We start from the raw sequence: 20,110 nt of genomic DNA on the forward strand, positions 1-20,110 counted from the left end.
CCAGCCCGGCGAAACAGGGCTGAATATTGTGGCGCGGATATAAAACAATCGGCATCGGGTTGGGCTATGAGCACCAACCCGCGTTAGCCGTATTAAGATGTTTGAACAAAACGGTCAAGTTGCCTGCGCAATTGGTCGTTTTCTTTCTTGAGCTGTTCAATTTTCTCCAGCAGAGTCAAGGTCATGGCGACACCTGACCAGTCCAGATCCAACTCATTTTGCAAGCGCCGGGCGCGTTTAAGACAGTTCAATGCATCCGCATCAAAAATCCAAACTCTGTCTGTCGGCTCTAACGGCACAATCACACCCAGCCCGACGACCTCGACCAATTCATCCTGCATTATCCCCGTTGACTGGCATAATTCAGTTAGGGTGTAGGTAATTTCTATTTCAGCCATAATCTGTTACTCCCACCCAGTCCGAGGATTAAATGCCGCCTGCTCTGACAGTTGTTGCCAAAGCGCCCGCGTTTTCTCGTCTGGTTTCGGTGGCATGACCACTTTGAGGATTGCGTACAGATCGCCAGTTCCTTTTTTGCTGACCAGACCTTTGCCTTTAATGCGCAACCGCTGACCACTTTGGCTACCCGCCGGGATGGTTAAGGCAATTTTCCCCGTCAGGGTCGGCACCTCAACACTGGCCCCCAATGCCGCTTCCCATGGGGCTAGCGGTACGACTATTTGTAAATTCTGCCCATCAATATCAAACAACGGATGTGGTGCAATACGAATAATTAGGAATAAATCACCATTGGCCCCGCCTGCAATACCCGGTGCCCCCTGCCCTTTAAGGCGAATGCGCTCACCATCACCCACACCGGCAGGAATTTTTACTTTCAATGTCTTCGCGGTTTCAGCACCTGGGAAGCCCGATTCATCAATGGTCGGTATTTTGTAAGAGATCGAGCGAGTTTGTTCAGCTAACGTTTCTTCTAAAAAGAGGGGTAATTCCATCTCAAGATCCTGCCCACGCACTCCATGAGATGAGTGTTGAGCTGAAGAAGCGCGGTGACCAAAGAAGGATTCGAAAAAGTCAGAGTAATCGTGAGCGCCGGCACCGGCACGACTGTGCCATTGTTGACCACCCGCGGCCTGTCGTTGATCAAACTGATGTTGGCCAAACCTAGGGTCATTACGGTGCAATCTTAATTCGTCATACTCAGCTCGCCGCTCGGTATCCTTTAATACTTCGTAAGCCTCGGCAACTTCTTTAAACTTACTCTCAGCATCAGCTTCAGAACTGACATCCGGGTGATACTTACGGGCCAGCCTGCGATAGGCTGTTTTAATTTCTTTTAAGGAAGCCGTGGGCTCGAGGCCCATAACAGCATAATAGTCTTTGAATTCCATGCGGTTATATCCTTACATTCAATGTTCAATTAGGTATATCCCCAGCAGACTTAGATAAAACCTATTTATGTCTATTTTAAATTTTTTCAACCCCATCAAGTGGGTAAACCTAACAGTAAACTATAGCGGTAACTGCTTACTTGTGGGTGATCGGCCTCTATTTGCGTAAAATTATTCTGATATTGTTTGTACGTCACCAATCATATAACCGATCCGTAGATTTACTGGCCGCTGGCAGGGTTCTTTTCTGGTTAACCTGCTTCACCGAGGAACGAACAACTAATTTGCCAGGCAACAGGGTATTACTGAACGGAGCATCTGGCCGCAATATACGCCGTTGTAATAGCTGGATAGCTTCCGCCCCCAGCTCATCGCGCGGGACATGCACCGCCGTGAGTGGAACATCATGGATTTCAGCCAAATTAAAACCATCCATACTCATGACCGACACACTCTCTGGCACGTTTATATTCAATTTATTCAGCGCATTAACAGCACCAACCGCCATATAATCGCCCCCCGCCAAGATAGCCGTCGGCAGCTGGCTCTTATCCTCACAGCTGGCCATAAAGGCGGTGATTGCTTGCTCGGCTTCTTCTGCGCCAAAACCATGAGTGGTCACCAGATGCTGGTTATCATCAAAATGCATATTATTGCTGGCGAATGCCTCTTTAATTCCCACCAGCCGCAACTCCATGGTGTTACGCCGCAAACACTGCAAGGTTAAAATACGCCGATGCCCCTGTTGTATCAGATAGTTGGCAGAAAATTCGCCGATCAATTGGTGATCAGGAGACACACTGTCCAGTGACATTTCTTTGTCGCGGCAGTTTATTAATATCGACGGCTTATGCACACCAGCCGCTAAGGTATGAACCCGTGGGTCATCGATGCCAATAATAATTGCCGCTTCCGTCTGCGGATGGGTCATTTTTTCCAGAAATAGGGAAATATCGCAGTGAGTTTCAGATAACCCGCAGTAGCGAATCATTACCTCATGTTGACTGACCGCTTCAGTTATTCCCTGAATGACTTTGTAGTAAAAGATATCAGTGCGCACATCAAAAGCCCGGTGTGGCGCAAATACCATAATGTTATTGAGCATTAACCGCCCGCTAGATAAATTCTGCAAAATTCCCTGCGATTGCGCATAGGCCATAACCCGCTGTTTTGCTTTCGTACTGGTATTCGCTTTACCGGCTAACACTCTGGATACTGTGCTAATTGAAAGGCCAGTCTGATTAGCTATTTCTTGTATTTTTAGCTTTCCATTCATTTTGTGATCTCTCTCAAATTAGCAAATGAAAAAATTTTCATGACCAGTAAATCCCTTATTCAGGGCGTCTCCCAATACAAATGCTGAAATATTATTCAGCTTATGAAAATACTTTCAAAAAAATGCGTATTAAAGCCAATTTAAGCTAGTTACCTTGTTTTAACCAAAATAATCAAGTTTTGGTAAACCAATTTTAAAAACTTATCAGTCCGGTTATTTTTGATTAAAAATAAAAACACTAACAATATCAAATTTTTAAACTTTATTGGCCTATTTTAGTGTGAGAGGAATCACATTAAAACTCAGCTTAATCTTAATAACCAAAAAATGGATCTTACCAAAATAATAAGTTGGTCCGGTTAATTTGCTACCGACTAATACTTTACTACCAACTGGCACCAGGAGGCAGGGATGAGTGTTGAGATTAATCAATCCGCAAAAGTTGTTGGGCGACGGAAAATAAAATCATTACGCTGGTGGATGCTGGCGCTATTTCTACTTGGGGTCACTGTTAACTATATTACCCGTAACTCGCTGGGTATCCTCGCCCCTGAGTTAAAAACCAGTCTGAATATGACCACTGAACAATATTCGTGGATAGTGGCATCATTCCAGTTGGCTTACACCGTATTTCAGCCGCTCTGTGGCTGGTTAATTGATGTCATCGGTTTGAAGATGGGGTTCCTGATCTGCGCCAGTGTTTGGGCGGTGGTGTGTATGATGCACGCCGGAGCGGGCACTTGGTTCCAACTGGCCGTACTGCGCTTCTTTATGGGCAGTGCTGAAGCCGCCGCCACACCGGCAAACGCCAAAGCTATTTCGGATTGGTTCCCGAAAAAAGAGCGCCCGATTGCAGCGGGCTGGGCTGGCGTCGGCTTCTCTATCGGCGCAATGTTAGCGCCACCGATTATTGTATTGGCCCATGTTGCCCTCGGCTGGCAAGGTGCATTTCTCTTCTCCGGTGCCTTAGCCATGGTGTGGGTGCTGTTATGGTGGCGTTTTTATCATTCACCAGATACCCACCCCAATCTGAGTAAAGAAGAGTTTGAACTGATTCATCAGGATAATGAGCCAGTATTACCGCGGCTGCCGTTCCTGAAATCCTTAGCTATCCTCAGCAAAAACAAAAAATTCTACGGCATTGCTATCCCCGCATTCTTGGCAGAACCGGCATGGGCCGTTTTTAGTTTCTGGGTTCCGCTGTATTTGGCGACCGAGCGCGGCATGGATTTGAAGCAAATCGCCATGTTCGCCTGGCTGCCCTTCCTCGCGGCAGATATCGGGAGTGTTGCCAGTGGCTACTTAACTAAACTCTATCAAAAATGGTTTGGCTGCAGCCGCGTTAACTCGGTGGTGGCCAGCTCGGTCACCGGTGCTTTCATGATGATTTCACTGGCCTTTGTCGCCATCACCGAAAGCCCGTATCTGGCGATTGCATTAATCTCGATTGGCGGCTTTGGTCATCAGGTTATCTCCTGCATGCTCAGCGCATTAGTGGTTGAATCCTTTGATAAAAATCAGGTGGCCACTGTCAACGGGCTACGAGGTTCTTCGGCCTGGATAGCCAGTTTCCTGTTTACTTTATTAATCGGTGCGGTGTCCGACACTATCGGCTTTAACCCACTATTTATCGCCATGGGCTTCTTCGATTTGATTGGTGCCGTGTTCCTGGTCTCCCTGTTTGCTGAGCGCCGCAATAAAGCCCAACCGGCCGCCTGATGCTATACCCTTTAAGAGATAAACTAAGATGAAAACATTAAAAAAATGGTTATTAATCAATGAATTTCCCGACCATTTGGAATTACTGGTTGATGACCGTCATATATTTTGTCTGTATGTATTAGAGCCAAATCTCTGCCGCGTGCTGATTAAACGCAATGGCGAACTGGCACTGAACCGCACCTGGAGCATCGCGCCAGAAGGAGATGTGCCGTGGTCTGGGCGTGACCGCCTGAGTTTGGCGGGTTTCTCCGTGCCGGGCTATCAGTTACAGCACCATGAACAACAATTGATAGTGACCACCGACTGTTTGCGAGTCACTACTCATCAACCGCTGTATTTGGAGTGGGAATATAAGAATCAGCACGGCGAATGGCAGCCACTAGCAGCAGATAGGCCAACCAGCGCTTATTTACTCAGCCCACAAGGAGAAGCGATTGCTCACTATCAGCGCCGCTATCCTAATGAGCAATATTATGGACTGGGTGAGAAAGCCGGTGACCTTAACCGCGCGGGTCGCCGCTTTGAAATGCGCAATTTAGATGCCATGGGCTACAACGCCGCCAGCACTGACCCACTTTACAAGCATATTCCGTTCACCATTACTCGCCGTGATGATGTCAGCTTCGGCCTGTTCTATGACAATTTAAGCAGCTGCTGGTTGGACTTGGGTAACGAGATTGATAATTATCATCTGGCTTATCGCCGTTATCAGGCCGAAGCCGGTGACCTTGATTACTATATGTTCCTCGGCCCGAAAGTGCTGGATGTGACTAAAGCCTTTGTTCGTCTGACGGGTAAAACCCAATTTGGCCCGAAATGGAGCCTCGGCTACAGCGGCTCCACCATGCACTACACCGATGCCCCCGATGCACAGGTGCAGTTACAAAAGTTCATTACTTTGTGTCAGCAGCATGATATCCCCTGTGACTCATTCCAGCTCTCATCCGGCTACACCTCCATCAATAATAAGCGCTATGTCTTTAACTGGAATAACGACAAAGTGCCGCAGCCCAAGGTGATGAGCCAGGCGTTCCTGCAAGCGGGTATCAAACTGGCGGCCAATATCAAACCGTGTTTATTGCAGGATCATCCTAAATATCAGGAAGTTGCAGAGCGCGGTTTGTTTATTCGTGATGGCGAAACCGGGCTGCCGGAGCGCTCTTCATTTTGGGATGATGAAGGTTCTCACCTTGATTTTACCAACCCCAAAACCGTGGATTGGTGGCAGGAAAACGTCACTAAGCAACTGCTAGAGCTGGGGATTGGCTCCACCTGGAATGATAATAATGAATACGAAGTGTGGGATGGCGAAGCGCAATGTAATGGATTCGGTGAATCCATCGCCATCAAACACATCAGGCCGGTGATGCCTCTGCTGATGATGCGGGCCTCAATGGAAGCTCAACAGGCATTCGCGCCAGAAATGCGCCCATATTTGATATCACGCTCCGGCTGTGCCGGGATGCAGCGCTACGCCCAAACCTGGAGTGGTGATAACCGCACCAGCTGGCAAACTCTGCGCTATAACATCCGCATGGGGCTGGGCATGAGCCTATCTGGGTTGTATAACCTCGGCCATGATGTCGGCGGTTTTTCGGGCGATAAACCGGAAGCTGAATTATTTATTCGCTGGGTACAAAACGGCGTGATGCATCCGCGATTTACCATTCACTCATGGAATGACGATAACACTGTCAATGAGCCGTGGATGTATCCCGCTGCCACGCCAATGATTCGCGATGCAATGGCGCTGCGCTATCGGCTATTACCTTACTTTTACACATTACAATGGCAAGCCACTCATGATGATGAGCCGATGTTGCGCCCAACTTTCCTCGATCATGAGCATGATAGCAGCACGTTTAATGAAAATGACGACTTTATGTTGGGCCGTGATTTACTGGTTGCCAGTGTGGTGGAATCGGGCCAGCGCCAACGTCAGGTCTATTTGCCAGATAATAATGTCGGTTGGTATTGTTTCTATACTGGACAGTGGTATAGCGGCGGGCAAACTATTGTTTTAGAAGCGCCACTGGAGCGCCTACCTCTGTTAGTGCGGGCCGGTGCCGCGCTGCCGCTGTCACGACGTATTGCTTTTGTGAATGCTGCGCAAGATACCCAACGCGAGTTAGTGCTGTACCCGACGAAAGGGGGCGGCCAATCTAGTGGGATGCTGTTTGAAGATGATGGTGAAAGCCACCGCTGGCAGCAAGGTCATGCATTATGGCTGAGCTGGCAGGTGACAACGGATAATCACCGCATTGATATGACTTTCAGCCGCACGGGAAGTTATCAACCCGCCTGGCATGAACTGACAATAACTCTCCCGGAGCACGAGCGCCGCGAGTTGTATATCAACGGGGTTGCCAGTCATACATTGCAGTTAAGTCAGCTTGGTTAATCGACGAAGAAACATACTGCCAGTCATTACACGCGGGTTCGATTCTTGAACCCGCTTATTTTTCATATTAATAAACAAAAGCTTAACGCAACAGTTTTAACGCGCCAGTCAATGAGCGCACCCACTTCTCCGGCCCCACCAATCCCAAACCATCCAACTGTTCATCAGCCAAAGAATGTAATGGAAACGCCTTTTCATAATCCTGGTAACTGTGCATCGAGCGCGCAAATGCAGGAAAAGGCACAATCGCCCGCTCATGAGTCGCCGCCAAAGCTTTCAGCAAAACTTCTCTTATCTGTACAGCATTCGCTTGCAAAATAGGTACCGGCAATTTTGAGCTAACATCAATTTCTTTCCCCACCGAATCGGATAATACTGCTCCCGCCAATTGTGGAAATTTTGCCGCCAGACCAATCCCCACCGCACTGGTGGTATTAGCAATCAAGCCAACCGGAAGCTCAGGATTAACAATAATTGCAATCCGCATTTGTTCTGCCACAGCCATACCCTTTTCCTGATGATTTGTACCCAAGATCTTATCTCTCCGGCGTAGGTAAGTGCTTTCTTTTATCAGCTTCATTCCGCTAATATGGGTAAATCATACCCATACAAAACAATAATCAGGTAGAAAATGCCAACATCATTAATAACGCCGGCAGATATAAAAATTTTAAAACAATTACAGCACACGGGCCGGATGGCTAACCAAGAGTTGGCCGATAAAGTGGGGATGGCGACCTCCCCGTGTTGGCGGCGGGTGAAGCAGTTGGAAGAAAGTGGCATTATTACCGGTTATCAAGCCAATATTGATCGACGGAAAATAGGGTTGGGGATTTTGGCTTTTATTCGGGTGAAAATTGACAGTCACAGTGAAGAAGAAGCGAAGTTGTTTGAAATGCAGGTTGGGGCGCTAAAACCGGTGATTGCTTGCTATGCCGTTGCAGGGGATGCGGACTTTCTGCTGCAAGTGGTGGCCGAGGATCTCGACAGTTTTTCCACTTTCGCGATGTCGGTCATCCGCCGACTTTCGGGGATTAAAGAGATGCAAACGACATTCGTCCTGCGCGAAGTCAAACCACTGGTGAGTTTACCGCTGGAATAAGTCACATTGAAAGGCATCTGCCGATACCTGTTATCTGCTTAATTTTTATTTATCTGCTTATCTGTTGGTCTAGTTTTCTATGCGGCCAGCACTGTATAGAATTTGGAGTGTAGAGAATTTCTATACAGATAACTATACACGTTTGTATGTGGATTCCCTTGAGCAACAATAGCCGTCAAGAGACAACAACAGTGGCCTAAATCTTGCTATGACTGGGTTTGATGGACTTCGGGAGATACTGCGAGACGTAAGGTTGGAGCGGGTGAAGGGAAATCACCCCCGCTCCAAATATCTCGTAATCCCATGGATTTATTAATAAAAACTTGATGCATTGTAGGAGGGTTTTGTAGGAGGAACTACAACACGTGCTACTTAAGATCGCTGATAAGTTTAAGTGCGTCTTTTTTGACAGAATTTTGTATTCGCCCTGAGTCAGCGATCAACGTCAGCGCTTCAATACTTAAACCATCCCTGATCACTTTTCGTGCTTTACTAAGACGGGTCCGACAGCTTTTCTCTGTATATCCCTCGCATGAGTGCATTTGCTCAATGATATCAGCGCTTGATAAATTTGAATCGGCAAAATGATGGTAGTAGTTTACGAAACACTCCATTCCGATAGCCTTGAGGTGCTCAGCCAGCGTAGCGTGGCTTGTTATCCTCTCTTGCCGCTCCAAAACGTTCTCCACAGCTTCTTGGATAGATGCATCATTTGCTGAAACTGAGTTGCTGACAGTCAAGTTTTCTTTGATAGAACTAACTCGGGGATCATTAAGAATCGCTCCCTTAAGGTTAACGATATGTGCGTTAACGTGATCACTATGCCGAGCGTAATCTCGTATTACCTCGTGCGGGATTTTGTAGGCATCAAGAACGTTGTAAGTTTCATCGAAAATAACCGCGATTAAATAATCAAAATCGGCTGCCTCATAGTTACGCAAGGCACTAAGCTGCCGGGAAGGATTATCAGGCGTAACTCTTCTCGCTTTGATCTGCACTTTCATGCCATCAGCATCAATGGCATCAGCGCCCGCAGACGAATTACTGAGAAGAGTCATACCCAGAGCTTTAGAAACCAGCCATTCAGCATAGTCACCAACAGGATTATTCTTGGTGCGAATGACACCTCTAAAACGCAACTGCGTTAAAATTTCGGAGTGAAGCGACAGTAATTCAATATCACTCAGCGAGGTTAGGAAACCATATGATATCAAATGATTATTTTTCAAAAGCACTCTCCATTGCTGAAGTGAAACGCCACTGTAACGCCTACGTAACGCACCCGTATTTTAGTGTTTTAGGAATGCTGATAGTTATCAGTGCCAGATAAAACGTGCGGTCATTCACCGTATGCGGTAGCTGTTTATTTATTCAGTAATTTAAAATCTGAAACTTACACCTGAGCTACTTTCTCAGCTTGTCCCAACGAACCGCTGATACGATACCCCAGTTGCCACTGGCATTGGGCCTACGCCATTTTGCTGTCTCCATGCTACGGAGATACTCAAGCGCTTCGGAAAACGAGCCAAAACGCTTCTGAGCCGCTTTATCACCAACACCAAACGAACCATCGCGGGTGCTCGCCAGTCCTGGATGAAAACACGAGCCATCAGCAGCATAAGGAACCAACTGTTCCGGGTCGTTAGCTTCGGATGAATCAGTCGTTAACAACAGCCACGGTTCAACACTCAGAGCGTTAGCCAGCACCTCAATCGCATCAAGTGACGCATTAGAACCACCACGTTCAATGCGGCTCATATAGCTACGCGCAAACCCACACCGATCAGCAAATGCTTCCTGGCTCATTCCGGTGGCAATGCGCAGTTCTTTTACCCGCTCGCCAAACTGTATTCTCAGGGATTTTCTCATGCACTGAATGTGCAATTTAGACCACTGTAAGGCCACGCTCTATGTGAGACATTTTGAATCCAGTATCGCCTCAGCGAGTTTAGTCACTCGCATTAGTCGCCTGTATCATGACAATCGCCATAAGATTCAAAATAAACACCAATAGTGACATTTAAAACCCAACAAGTATGATGATCGTCATCGGTTGGGCGTCAACATCGTTCGCTATTAGGCGCGATGTGGTTTGGAAAGTGAGGGAATCATGGCGGGAGCAGACCTTTTATTATCGATGGCAGCGGGAGCCGCTCTTAGCTGGGCCAGCTATAGTGTGGTCGCTCATGTTGTATCAAAACGGCAGATCAGCACGCTACGTGCAGTTGCATGGGGGGCTCTGGGCACTCTCTCCTTGGTGCTTGGCTTATGCGCATTTTCTGCTGTTAGCGCTGAACACCCGCCAGAAAAACAAAATGCCTTGTGCTCAACTAACGACCCAAAATGCTATGCAAAAGCACATAATAACCCCGTCAAAAAGTGCAAGCAGGTGATGGATGAAAAAGCGACGTTTCGCCATGTGTGGCAGGAAAGCGAAGCGCAGCCGGTTTTCAACACCTACCTCTGGCACGACGAGAAAAAGCGAACTATTCAAATGTTCGGGCAACAAGCTAAGGCGATTAATAGCCTTGGGATGCAAACACCACTTCAATATTTTTGTGTTTTTAACGCCAACACAGGGGAAGTCATCGCAGCTTCATTTGAGTAACAACTGGGGGAGATTAACTCCCCCGTTACCTTAGAAAGCATTTACACGCATCATTGCGATTCAAAAATACTCCATCCTTTATGTGTTACTTCGAATACTTCACCTTTATAACCTTGAGCAATAATCAACCCATTAAATTGCAGCTCTTTAATCGCACTTTTCCATCTAGCCAGCTCTCTGGCACTCTCTGCATTAATAACTTGCGAACCAACTTGAATAATTGTGCCAGCTAAAACATTTAACATCAGAATTGAACCATCACCTGTTTCACAAGCGACTCGTAAGACATGCAGAGCATCATCTGATATCGCAGGCTCTGATACATTTTCCGCCATCGATGAGCCGGTGTTGTTCTTCCCCTTAATCAGTTTCTGTAAATATTCGTTACCAGCAAGAGTTAATGATAACTGTTTATATAATTGGTGTTTAAAATCTTTCAGATTGTCAAAATGTTCGATTAACCCTTTGCTCATACATTCTGCTTTAAATTCAGTGAGCGCTTTATGTTGATTTACATCGATGGTATCCGGCGCTACTGGTTTAGCTGAGAAATAAATCATTGCTGGTTTATTTGCATTTAAGTGCCGATATATTTCTTCAACTGTTCCACTGGACTCGTTTCCAGTCGGTGAACCTAACCGGGTCCAAAAAACACCAATTAATAAATCACACTCTACAAGTAATCGCTGATTAATTAGCTCCTGAGGTCGAATTCCAAGTTCAGGCGATGTGTGTGTCTCCCACCCGACAGGTGTAAGCATTACTTTCGAACGAGCTGAATTTATATCGTTCCACTCATGAATCACGTCACGAATGACTTGTCTCTCATCGGCAACATCACCAGGGGATGCAATCATGACAGGTATAACTGTTGCTGTGTAAGCCATAAACTCTCCATATTCAATCGATAATAGCTGCTACAGTCGCTCTGGAAACACCATATTCACGCGCTAACGCGCTGACACTCACGCCGCTATTCTTTTTCTCTATAATCGCTCTACGGGCTTCTGGTGCGATTTTAGACGGTCTGCCCAATTTCTTGCCTTCGGCTTTTGCTCGCGACAACCCCGCCTGGGTGCGTTCGATCAGTAGGTCACGCTCCATCTCCGCAACTGCGGCCAGCATAGACAGTAGCAGCTTACCAGCAGTTGAGGTGAGATCAGTATTGCCAAGCTGGTGGACGATCACCTTGTTGCACCGATCAGATAACAGTCGGACGGTCTGGAGCACATCAATAGCATCGCGCCCCAAACGGTCGAGTTTTGCAACAACCAGCGTTTCGCCTGTTCGAATTTTGCCAAGCATTTCAGCAAACGCCTTACGCTGAATTGCCGGAACTTTCCCACTGACCACATCAGTAAACCAAAAGTCGAACGTCCACCCAGCTTGCTCAAGCTCCAGCCGCTGGTTCTCCGTAACTTGCTGCATTGTAGACACACGCCCATAGCCAAAATTCGCCATAATCATATCCTCATCCGGCCCCTGCCAGAAAACAGTGTCAACTTAGGATGGCCTGACAGAAAAACCAAGGCTAATTTTCCAACAGTGTAAAAGCGTGCGATTGGGAGGTGTCGGAAACCGGTCGTTTATTGGCGCGTATAAGCCTACATACCTACTACGATGATGTTAATTAGCTCAGTGTCATGACTGGGTTTGTGATTCGTAAAGCGCAAAGTAATACTACCTCTATTCATTTCAATCACATCAGGAGTCGAGCCACCGATAAATTGCACATTCAGGACCATAATAGGGAAAGCAATTGGGAAATGAACTGGCGTATCACGAAAACGATTTAAATCTGAAATCGTAATTTTAAGCTTTTGAATTAATATGCCATTCGAATATAAAGCGTATCCTATATCTCCCTCAGCGTTGAAATGAGAAGAGACAACTTGACGCGAAAGCGCCCGGTGATCCGTTACGACTTTGCTTGGATTTTCAATCAGTTGTTTTTGCTCCTCCACCATATCCACTTTAAGACCGAACCCCTCGAAAGACTTAAGCCGTTGAACAATCAACTTTCTGAACATAAGAACAACAATAAAAAAAACAACAGGCCAACTTATGGCGCTGATAAAAGTTAGTAAATCCATAGAGTTAAACCTCATAACATCAGAGCAAATATTTTTGATGGTTCAATAATACCTTACTCAAAGGGTCTAAAACGGGAAAAGTGATAACAAATAGAGACTTACCTGAAGTGCTTTCAAAATATGAACGCACCTCACTGATATTTATAAGTTTTATTGAAATTCAGCGTGTGCTATGTTGGCCCTGACACCTATCTCATGCGGTAAACCGGTCCGGGTTGGTGGAGCATCACCGCTCTTTTGCGGAAAACGTCAGGATGGGAACTCTGCGTAACGTTGATTGTGGTAGGTAGGGCGCGCAAGCGTTTGATGCAGCCAAGCAGAGGGTGAAAGTAGATATCGGCGGATTCTTGAGTAGCTACTTTTGCGCATAATGCATCTTTCAAGAAAGGTCGTCACACCACGAGGAAGACTTGATCTTCATCTGGCAAGGGGAACCGAGCAAACCTACAGGCTATCTTCTCAGATGGCCTTAGGGTTGATATGTCCGGCTTCCCCCCCGAGGAAGGATTAACATTTTAAAGAACACTTTATGTTTTAACATTTTTAACAATTACGCTTTTCTCTTGCTCGTTGTATCAAACCGTTCCTTTCAGAAGTAAGTCTGCTGTTCTTCTCGCCTTCGCAACACACAAACCTGAACCGATAGCTGTTAACCTTCAACGGTTCCCGGTGTAAATGCAGCCGGATAAATCTGCTGCGAAAAAGTGGATGTCCTAGGTTTGCCAGCCCCACTTTCAGGCATTGCGTTCAAAAACTTCGGCGGTCGCAGGCTTTTCCTTATAGAGGCAAACACCCTCCAAAGTTAAGCGACGCGGTAAAGCTAAAGCTCACCCAGATTTCTCATTGATTGCTCGATCTCCGCAACCCATTTATCAGGGCAAGGATAAACCCGGCTTTCGATGCTGATCCGGGTCGGTGATACGCCACGGGTTAGCCCATGCAATGACTTAACATGAGCGATCCAGCATGTTTTGACTGCTTTCCCCGTCCGGGATTTAACATCATCGGCAATTTGTCTGTAGGTCGCCATTAACATCCATACTCCGCTAGTTGGTTAAATGTTGCGAAAGAGGCTGCTTGTTGAAGGTTACATCTGATTCATCTAGCTGCGCCAGTCGAGCTACGAAAGCGCCGCAAATTCCGCACCATGATTTCCACTACCCTTGATAAAAAATGCGCCATAGAGCTTCCTGGCGCGTTTGGCACATCTCACGATTTATGCCTGCGCCGTGCGTCGATGACCGCCTTGATACCTGCCTCGGTATCAAACTGCGCAATATCAGGCAGACTGTAGTAAAGCTGCGAAATCACGCCAAATTGCTCTCCCACATCGGCATCCTTACGATAGGTTGTCATCGCGGTGGTGCTGCCACGAACATGCCCAACAAGCTGCGCAATCGTGCGTTCATTGTTCTCAAACTCGTCTACGGCATTGATAAAAGTATGCCGGAGCGAATGGAACGTTTTCTTATCGTCACGGGGAAACCCAAGGACTTTGCCAAAGTAATTTTCGTTAAACCATTTTGAGGCGGCGGCACGATATCCTTTGATTTTGTTGTGCTTCAACTCAGGGAAAAGACGATCATATCCGGCAGCTTTCAATGCATCTACATACTCCAGCAGCCCTAGTTCGATAAGTCGCGGATGAATTGGAACCTGACGGATCGCATTCACCGTCTTTAATGATTTATCACCGCCAACCTGCGCCTCTTCATCCATCACCTTATCCGGCGCATCAAGGTTAAAATCAATATAGGCAATACCGTTTTTATCCACGCGAATATCCGCCAGATAAAGCTGGCAAAGCTCATTGATGCGCCCACCCACATATAATGCCAGCAGAGGTAACCAGTAGTGAAACGGGCGGAAGCTCGTATAACGTCCGTATTGATTGGGCGTTCCCGCGCCTTTCTTAAACCAGTCAGCCGAGAAAATTTGCTCTAGTTCCTCGTCGGTGAAGAGGTCGCGGCGATCCTGCTCACGCACCATCACACGGCGCTGAGCCAACACATTCTCAGCAGGGTTATCAAAAAGGTAACGTTCGCTCTTAGCCCATTTGAGCATAGAACCCAGTGACTCAATATGCCTGCCAATGGCATCTCTGCTCATAACTGGCTGGCCATCAGCTAGCGCTATTTCAATTAGCTTTTGCGTATCAGAAATCTTGTATTTTCGCCGCATCAAATACAGATTACCGGGCATATTCTGCATTCTGTTCACGTAGTCCTTCACGACCTCGCGATCCAACTCACTCAAAGACATTTCGCCCATGATCTCCGTAAAGTGCTCGATTCTGGAACGAATTTTCCCCTCACTCGCCAACTTGATATCGCCCGTATTTTTATAAACCAAAAACGCTTCCAGCAATGCTGAAATCGTCATGCTCGCATATGTCGGGTTGCAATACGGGTTGATGGTAGCGGCCACAGGAATCACTGGTGTTACACCTACCGGAGCGCATGGCAGAGCACTTAATGTTGGCTCTGATTTCGTAAGCGCCTTATCCCAGGCACTACGCAGTTTTTCAGCCTGCACGTTGTTGATGAACAAAGAACTTGCATTCAGCGTCACCCCGGGTAAATCCAACAACCAGAGGGAAAGAGGATTGCCATTGTTAGCCCTGAATGCCGTAACCTCAACCTCTTGCCCTTTCAGAAATTCAACAAGAGCAAACTGCGGCTGGTAAAGCTGCATATAGCCGTTCACCGCAGCCTCGGCACCGTCATGCGCAATGTTATTCAAAACGAACCCATGCGTTTCAGGATCACGTTCAAGCGTGCTGAAATCATCAATCAGAAAGCCACGCTGGTTCGATACAAGGGCATACAGCGGCACATTGTCTGCCAGAAGATGCTGGACGACAGTCTCAAGCTCAACCCCAAATGACTCGCAAAAGAGCGTCAGGCTGATTTTGCCAGCGCCAGTCAACAATGGGGCATTACCCCTAATTTTCTCTTTATCCACTTGCCTGAACTCTTCCAGAGACGCATACCACTTCTCCAGCAAACGCGCGGCAATAGCTCTGGCATTTGCAAGGTGGGTTGTGCGGGTAGATGCATGAATTTCACGCTGCCCTATCAGGGCGCGATAACGAACCGGAACGGTGATCCGCAGAACATAGATACCGCTTGGGCGTCGATAGAGATTATCACGCTGCGCCATCGGCTGTATGACCCCTTTGTAGGAGGATCACGAGCGCCGTCACGTATGAATCAGAAAAAGGCTAAGGAATGAATACGTTAGGGAGTTTTTGGAGCGGGTGAAGGGAATCGAACAAAGTACCTACTCACCTTTAAATACGACCATTCTATGAGTTATAAAAATAATTCTATACATATTCCTATACACATTTGGGATTACTTGGACAGTTCTTAACTTTATCGCGCAAGATTCCCAAAGTAACTATTTACAGCTTTAATAAGGTATATCACGCGCCCTCCCCATTGCACATCACATAACTGAATAACCATACAGTATTTTCTTGTTTTAAGACCTCAAATGAGGTATAAAAAAGAGAAATTACATACGAGGCTATAAATAATGTGGTCCGATAATCTTGCCCCTACACACATCATCAACGAATCAGATGAAGTTGATTCATATTTAGAATCGCTTGGCTTAACACAAGATGACCTCATAACACCTTTAGAGCGAGGGCTTTCAGGGCGATATTCAACAACTCGCAACCACCCAGTGACCTCCAGAGGGCAATATTTTTACGGCGAAGCTGTCAGTGGAATTAGAGATATCTTAGCACCTAAAGGCTTCAAAGCTCTTTCTGTAAGGAATGTTGAATTAACGACAAACGGACAGATCGCTCTTTATCTTTGCCGTGGTTGCACACAAACAGGTCTGGCGTTGGGTAGGCCAGAATCTCGTATGAAGAAAGGTGATTTTACTAGGGAATTGATGGGGTTAATTCTCAACAACACCCCAGGGCAAGGTGCTCTAAAATTTGAAGATAAGCAATTAGACTTTGGTTTCGAAAATTCGGATACTGCATCGCCTCCCCTTTTACCAAATAAATTAGGGAAGGACTTATGGTTTTTACTTTACGATCTTGATGAAGTCGACGAGAACGGCAGAATGAGCATAAGAGCGGAGCTTTCACGCCCGATTTCATACAATGATAAAAACATAGTGAATGATTTTTCGACTCGATTAATCTTGGATACCAAACGGCCAAGTCCAGTAGATATGATCGGCGTAGAACCTCAATTCACACCGGATATTGATATAGATATTTCACAAGTTGGTTAAGTATGTACCATGTTTAACTCCGAAAGATTACGCACTGCCAGAGAGCGTAGAGGATTGACTCAGACAGCTTTGGCAGATGCCACAGGCTTAACAAGCCGTACTATTTCAACCTATGAGAAAGCTGGCTTTTTTGATGCTGTTGCGAGTGACAGTATCGAGAGAATTGCTTCTGTTCTAAATTACCCAGTTAACTTTTTTCGGGCAGGGGATATTTCATCACTTAATATTGAGGCGGTAAGCTTTAGAGCGATGACAAAGTTAAGCGCCCAAAAGCGAGACTCTGCTATTGCAGCAGGTAAATTAGCGCAAGAGGTTTCAAATTGGTTAGATAGCCAGTTCGAGCTTCCGCAAGCCAAAATTCCTGACTGTAGCTTTGATGACTATTCAGAACCAGAGACGGCCGCACGTGTTGTACGTGAACAATGGGGACTCGGAGAGTTATCAATAACCAATATGATTCATCTACTTGAATCTAAAGGTGTGAAAGTCTTTTCCTTGGCTGAAAATTGTGTTGAGGTCGATGCATTCTCTTTTTGGACAAATGGTAAACCCTTTGTCTTGCTAAATACGATGAAAACACCAGAACGCAGCCGATTCGATGCCGCCCATGAATTGGGGCATTTAGTTTTACATAAGCATTCCAGCAATAATGGGCGACAAGCTGAGCTTGATGCAGATCGCTTTGCATCCTCATTTTTGATGCCTGAGCGTAGTGTTCTGGCTACAGTGCCTCGAATGCCTTCATTAGAGCATTTAATCGAACTGAAAAAGAATTGGAAAGTATCTCTTGCGTCGCTGGTACGAAGAACGTTTGATTTGAAACTCTCAACTGAGTGGCATTATAGACAATTGAGTATTGAGTTGAACCGAAGGGGATTTCGTACATCTGAACCGCAAGGATTAGTTGAACGTGAAAAATCTTTAATTTTGGATAAGATTTTTAGCACAATGCGCGCGAAAGGGATAAAAAGAGGGGAGATTCTCGATCAACTTTCTTTGCCGTTAGATGAGATAAGTACACTAACTTTCAATAATAATTTCTTTATGGAAGCTATTGAGGGTTCAGGGAACAATGTAACCCTTAAACCTAAAGATACTTTCCTCAAGTTGGTAAAATAAAACATTGATATTTAAGTTGGCGATTCGACATCGCCAACTTATTTAGCTCAAACTTCAAATCAAAAATCTGGAATAAACCCCTCTTTTCGCAAAGCATGAATGACACCACGCATCAGATCGGATTTCGAAAAACCGGCGGTATAAATTCGAGATCCCACTTCAACCGGTTGCAAAAGGCCACGATCAACTAACTTACCAATCTGATAGGTAATTTGAGCCGACTTTAATCCCAGTAAAACCTCTTTTAAATCATTGGCTTTTACCGTTCCCTGGCTAATGGTTCGCTTAAGAATTGTAGACTCCGTCTCATTGATTACTCCCCGTCCCTTGGAATACTCGAGCGCTGGATAAAGAATTTTTGAGTTTAAAAAGTGAAGATTAGAGAGCTTATCGACTTTCTTTAACTCCGCCGATATACCGGTAAGAACATACAGGCACCATTGCTCTAGCCCCTCAACAGCCCCCGTATCCGCTTCGGCCAGCATCGAGTAATAGCGCTCTCGGTCATTACAAAAAACCGCCGTTGGGTTTAGTACCCGCCCACTGGTTTTCACATTAAAACCGTACTTTATCAGCAAAGAATAAGTCAGCAGGCGCACTGTTCTGCCATTGCCATTACCAAATGGATGAATCCAACCAAAACGATGATGTGCGAGAGCCACTTTCATCAGATCATATTTTGGCGCGTCTGCACGGTTCATAAACCCGACCAATTCCTGCATATAAGCCGGAACATGCATGAATTCAGGCGGCAAATGAGTTGATTGAACAATACTCACTCCGTGACTGCGATAGGCTCCCGGCGTTTTATCCCCTTCCCGTTCAAGCCCATTTACCGTCATGGCGTGCAGTTCTCGGACAAAATACTCCGTGATATCTTCACCAGCATGCAGATGCTCATCAATAAAGTTCATGGCATGTTCGATGTTGCCAATCTCTTTCAATTGATCCGTGGAGTCCTCAGCCCCTTCAACTTTACTTTCAACGTAATCGGCTAACGTTGTATGGTTACCTTCGATTCTTGCTGAACCCAAGCTTTCCAGCATATGAAAAATACTTTTTAGCTGGGCAAATAACAGAGGATGCACATCAGTTTCAAGGCGCAGGTGCCTTAGTAACTCAAGCTCGGTCAATGCATCAACCAATGGCGAGTCGAAACTGGGGTTTAACAGTGCTAAATCATAGTGATTAAATTTAGGCATAAAGTTAGATTATCTCAAATATGTAAATATCATTATCTTAAAAATAGATTAAAAAACACTTTATAGCCATTATGTTAACAGATAATCATTTGTAGATTATCTCAAAAGTAACTTTATGATTATCTCAAAAACCCGTGGCGATACATCCTATTGAATATCACTGTATACCGAACTGAAATCAACACCATCCCCCTACTACTTTCACTTTGAACCATTATGTTCGGTATCATTCAAAGCAGGGCCAACCAGAGATAACAGGAGTAATCTCATGATAAACCCAGCGGAAAAGCTCAAGGCAAAGCAGCAGGAATTTATCAGTATCAGGGAGTTGATTCAGCGGATTTCACGTCTCCACCCCGCGATGAGTCAGGCGCAGATAGCCAACTGGCTGCTGATAGAATTGACGGATGCCAGGCCAGTTTCACCGCCGTTACTGATTCAGGACGCGCTCGGTATGATCCGCTCCCCCAGCTTTGATGACCCCCAATTTTGCTATTTTGATCTGCTCTCGGCAGCGATGGCCAACCCTAAAATGGATGGAGCGCCTTGTGATGGATGGATACCTGAAAGTTATAAACCTAGCGAATTTAATCACCGGCCCGATGAGGAGGATGATCACGAACTTCCCTTCTAAGGTATTAACAGCATGAATTGTTATGATTACGTCGGATTTAACCGCACTGAAATAGAACAGCTTTTGCAGATTAACCTGCGTGATAGTGACGAAGAATATCAAAATATTCTTAAAGATAAATTACCAGAATGGTTAACGCCATTTCTATCCAGAATTAATATCACAATAAAAGAAACTGCGGCATTAATTGTCGGGGTGATACCTTATTCTATTCAAACTGATGATGTAGGAATGGTAATAATTAATTATGAGAAATCATTATGGGATGCAGTAGATTGCAACCTATTAAGTTGTCGGGATATTAGTTATACCAATGCCAATAAAGATATTCGCCATGATGGTTA

Annotated in this window: 19 protein-coding genes and 1 pseudogene; 8 read left to right on the plus strand and 12 right to left on the minus strand. The window is 45.8% G+C overall.

Annotation, left to right across the window (positions count from 1 at the left end):
* Positions 1-92: 92 nt before the first annotated feature.
* The 3 genes from cbpM to OP863_RS15545 form a co-directional block, all read right to left on the minus strand.
* Complete coding sequence (gene cbpM, locus OP863_RS15535) at positions 93-398, minus strand: chaperone modulator CbpM (RefSeq protein WP_038631126.1); 306 nt, start codon at positions 396-398, stop codon at positions 93-95.
* 6 nt (positions 399-404) lie between these two features.
* Positions 405-1,349 carry a curved DNA-binding protein gene (gene cbpA, locus OP863_RS15540; protein ID WP_265525505.1) on the minus strand — a complete coding sequence of 315 codons (945 nt, stop codon included), beginning with the start codon at positions 1,347-1,349 and terminating at the stop codon, positions 405-407.
* Positions 1,350-1,542: 193 nt separating this feature from the next.
* Positions 1,543-2,625: a LacI family DNA-binding transcriptional regulator gene (locus OP863_RS15545; protein WP_145589598.1), complete on the minus strand. Its 1,083-nt coding sequence runs from the start codon at positions 2,623-2,625 to the stop codon at positions 1,543-1,545.
* Positions 2,626-3,036: 411 nt separating this feature from the next.
* Between OP863_RS15545 and OP863_RS15550 the strand changes: the two genes are divergently transcribed.
* A complete protein-coding gene (locus OP863_RS15550) occupies positions 3,037-4,344 on the plus strand; it encodes an MFS transporter (protein WP_038631120.1) in 1,308 nt (435 codons plus the stop codon).
* Between the two features lie 28 nt (positions 4,345-4,372).
* Positions 4,373-6,748, plus strand: coding sequence for a glycoside hydrolase family 31 protein (locus OP863_RS15555; protein ID WP_265525506.1), 2,376 nt, complete (start codon positions 4,373-4,375; stop codon positions 6,746-6,748).
* 82 nt (positions 6,749-6,830) lie between these two features.
* Here the strand turns inward: OP863_RS15555 and OP863_RS15560 are convergent, their stop codons facing one another.
* Positions 6,831-7,253 carry a DUF2000 domain-containing protein gene (locus OP863_RS15560; RefSeq protein ID WP_186368336.1) on the minus strand — a complete coding sequence of 141 codons (423 nt, stop codon included), beginning with the start codon at positions 7,251-7,253 and terminating at the stop codon, positions 6,831-6,833.
* A gap of 126 nt (positions 7,254-7,379) precedes the next feature.
* Here OP863_RS15560 and OP863_RS15565 point away from each other — a divergent pair, with 126 nt between their 5' ends.
* Complete coding sequence (locus OP863_RS15565; RefSeq protein WP_265525507.1) at positions 7,380-7,850, plus strand: Lrp/AsnC family transcriptional regulator; 471 nt, start codon at positions 7,380-7,382, stop codon at positions 7,848-7,850.
* Positions 7,851-8,218: 368 nt separating this feature from the next.
* On the opposite strand, the gene OP863_RS15570 is transcribed toward OP863_RS15565, so the two are convergent.
* Together OP863_RS15570 and OP863_RS15575 are read right to left on the minus strand one after the other, a co-directional pair.
* Positions 8,219-9,079 carry a DUF6998 domain-containing protein gene (locus OP863_RS15570; protein WP_265525508.1) on the minus strand — a complete coding sequence of 287 codons (861 nt, stop codon included), beginning with the start codon at positions 9,077-9,079 and terminating at the stop codon, positions 8,219-8,221.
* 175 nt (positions 9,080-9,254) lie between these two features.
* A complete protein-coding gene (locus OP863_RS15575; protein ID WP_265525509.1) occupies positions 9,255-9,719 on the minus strand; it encodes a helix-turn-helix domain-containing protein in 465 nt (154 codons plus the stop codon).
* Between the two features lie 241 nt (positions 9,720-9,960).
* Here OP863_RS15575 and OP863_RS15580 point away from each other — a divergent pair, with 241 nt between their 5' ends.
* Positions 9,961-10,458: a hypothetical protein gene (locus OP863_RS15580; protein ID WP_265525510.1), complete on the plus strand. Its 498-nt coding sequence runs from the start codon at positions 9,961-9,963 to the stop codon at positions 10,456-10,458.
* Between the two features lie 50 nt (positions 10,459-10,508).
* Here OP863_RS15580 and OP863_RS15585 read toward each other — a convergent pair whose 3' ends face one another.
* The 5 genes from OP863_RS15585 to OP863_RS15605 form a co-directional block, all read right to left on the minus strand.
* A complete protein-coding gene (locus OP863_RS15585) occupies positions 10,509-11,345 on the minus strand; it encodes a hypothetical protein (protein ID WP_265525511.1) in 837 nt (278 codons plus the stop codon).
* A gap of 13 nt (positions 11,346-11,358) precedes the next feature.
* Positions 11,359-11,919: a recombinase family protein gene (locus OP863_RS15590; RefSeq protein ID WP_265525512.1), complete on the minus strand. Its 561-nt coding sequence runs from the start codon at positions 11,917-11,919 to the stop codon at positions 11,359-11,361.
* Between the two features lie 143 nt (positions 11,920-12,062).
* The gene (locus OP863_RS15595; protein ID WP_265525513.1) at positions 12,063-12,551 is read right to left on the minus strand and encodes a hypothetical protein; all 489 of its coding nucleotides are present in this window, start codon (positions 12,549-12,551) and stop codon (positions 12,063-12,065) included.
* A gap of 820 nt (positions 12,552-13,371) precedes the next feature.
* On the minus strand, positions 13,372-13,581 hold the full coding sequence (locus tag OP863_RS15600) for a hypothetical protein (protein ID WP_265525514.1): 210 nt from the start codon (positions 13,579-13,581) through the stop codon (positions 13,372-13,374).
* A gap of 179 nt (positions 13,582-13,760) precedes the next feature.
* Positions 13,761-15,713, minus strand: coding sequence for a site-specific integrase (locus OP863_RS15605; protein WP_265525515.1), 1,953 nt, complete (start codon positions 15,711-15,713; stop codon positions 13,761-13,763).
* Positions 15,714-16,091: 378 nt separating this feature from the next.
* On the opposite strand from OP863_RS15605, the gene OP863_RS15610 reads away from it, so the two are divergent.
* On the plus strand, positions 16,092-16,811 hold the full coding sequence (locus OP863_RS15610) for a hypothetical protein (RefSeq protein ID WP_145537590.1): 720 nt from the start codon (positions 16,092-16,094) through the stop codon (positions 16,809-16,811).
* Between the two features lie 9 nt (positions 16,812-16,820).
* A complete protein-coding gene (locus OP863_RS15615; protein ID WP_145537592.1) occupies positions 16,821-17,930 on the plus strand; it encodes a helix-turn-helix domain-containing protein in 1,110 nt (369 codons plus the stop codon).
* A gap of 59 nt (positions 17,931-17,989) precedes the next feature.
* Here the strand turns inward: OP863_RS15615 and OP863_RS15620 are convergent, their stop codons facing one another.
* Positions 17,990-19,132, minus strand: a complete 1,143-nt coding sequence (locus OP863_RS15620) for a Fic family protein (RefSeq protein ID WP_265525516.1) — start codon at positions 19,130-19,132, stop codon at positions 17,990-17,992.
* 268 nt (positions 19,133-19,400) lie between these two features.
* Here OP863_RS15620 and OP863_RS15625 point away from each other — a divergent pair, with 268 nt between their 5' ends.
* Positions 19,401-19,766, plus strand: a complete 366-nt coding sequence (locus tag OP863_RS15625) for a hypothetical protein (RefSeq protein ID WP_265525517.1) — start codon at positions 19,401-19,403, stop codon at positions 19,764-19,766.
* Between the two features lie 12 nt (positions 19,767-19,778).
* A pseudogene (locus OP863_RS15630) lies at positions 19,779-20,012 on the plus strand (hypothetical protein); the annotation flags it as partial.
* Positions 20,013-20,110: the final 98 nt, after the last annotated feature.

It is taken from the genome of Yersinia sp. SCPM-O-B-9106 (C-191), from assembly GCF_026183365.1.
GTDB lineage: Bacteria > Pseudomonadota > Gammaproteobacteria > Enterobacterales > Enterobacteriaceae > Yersinia > Yersinia rochesterensis.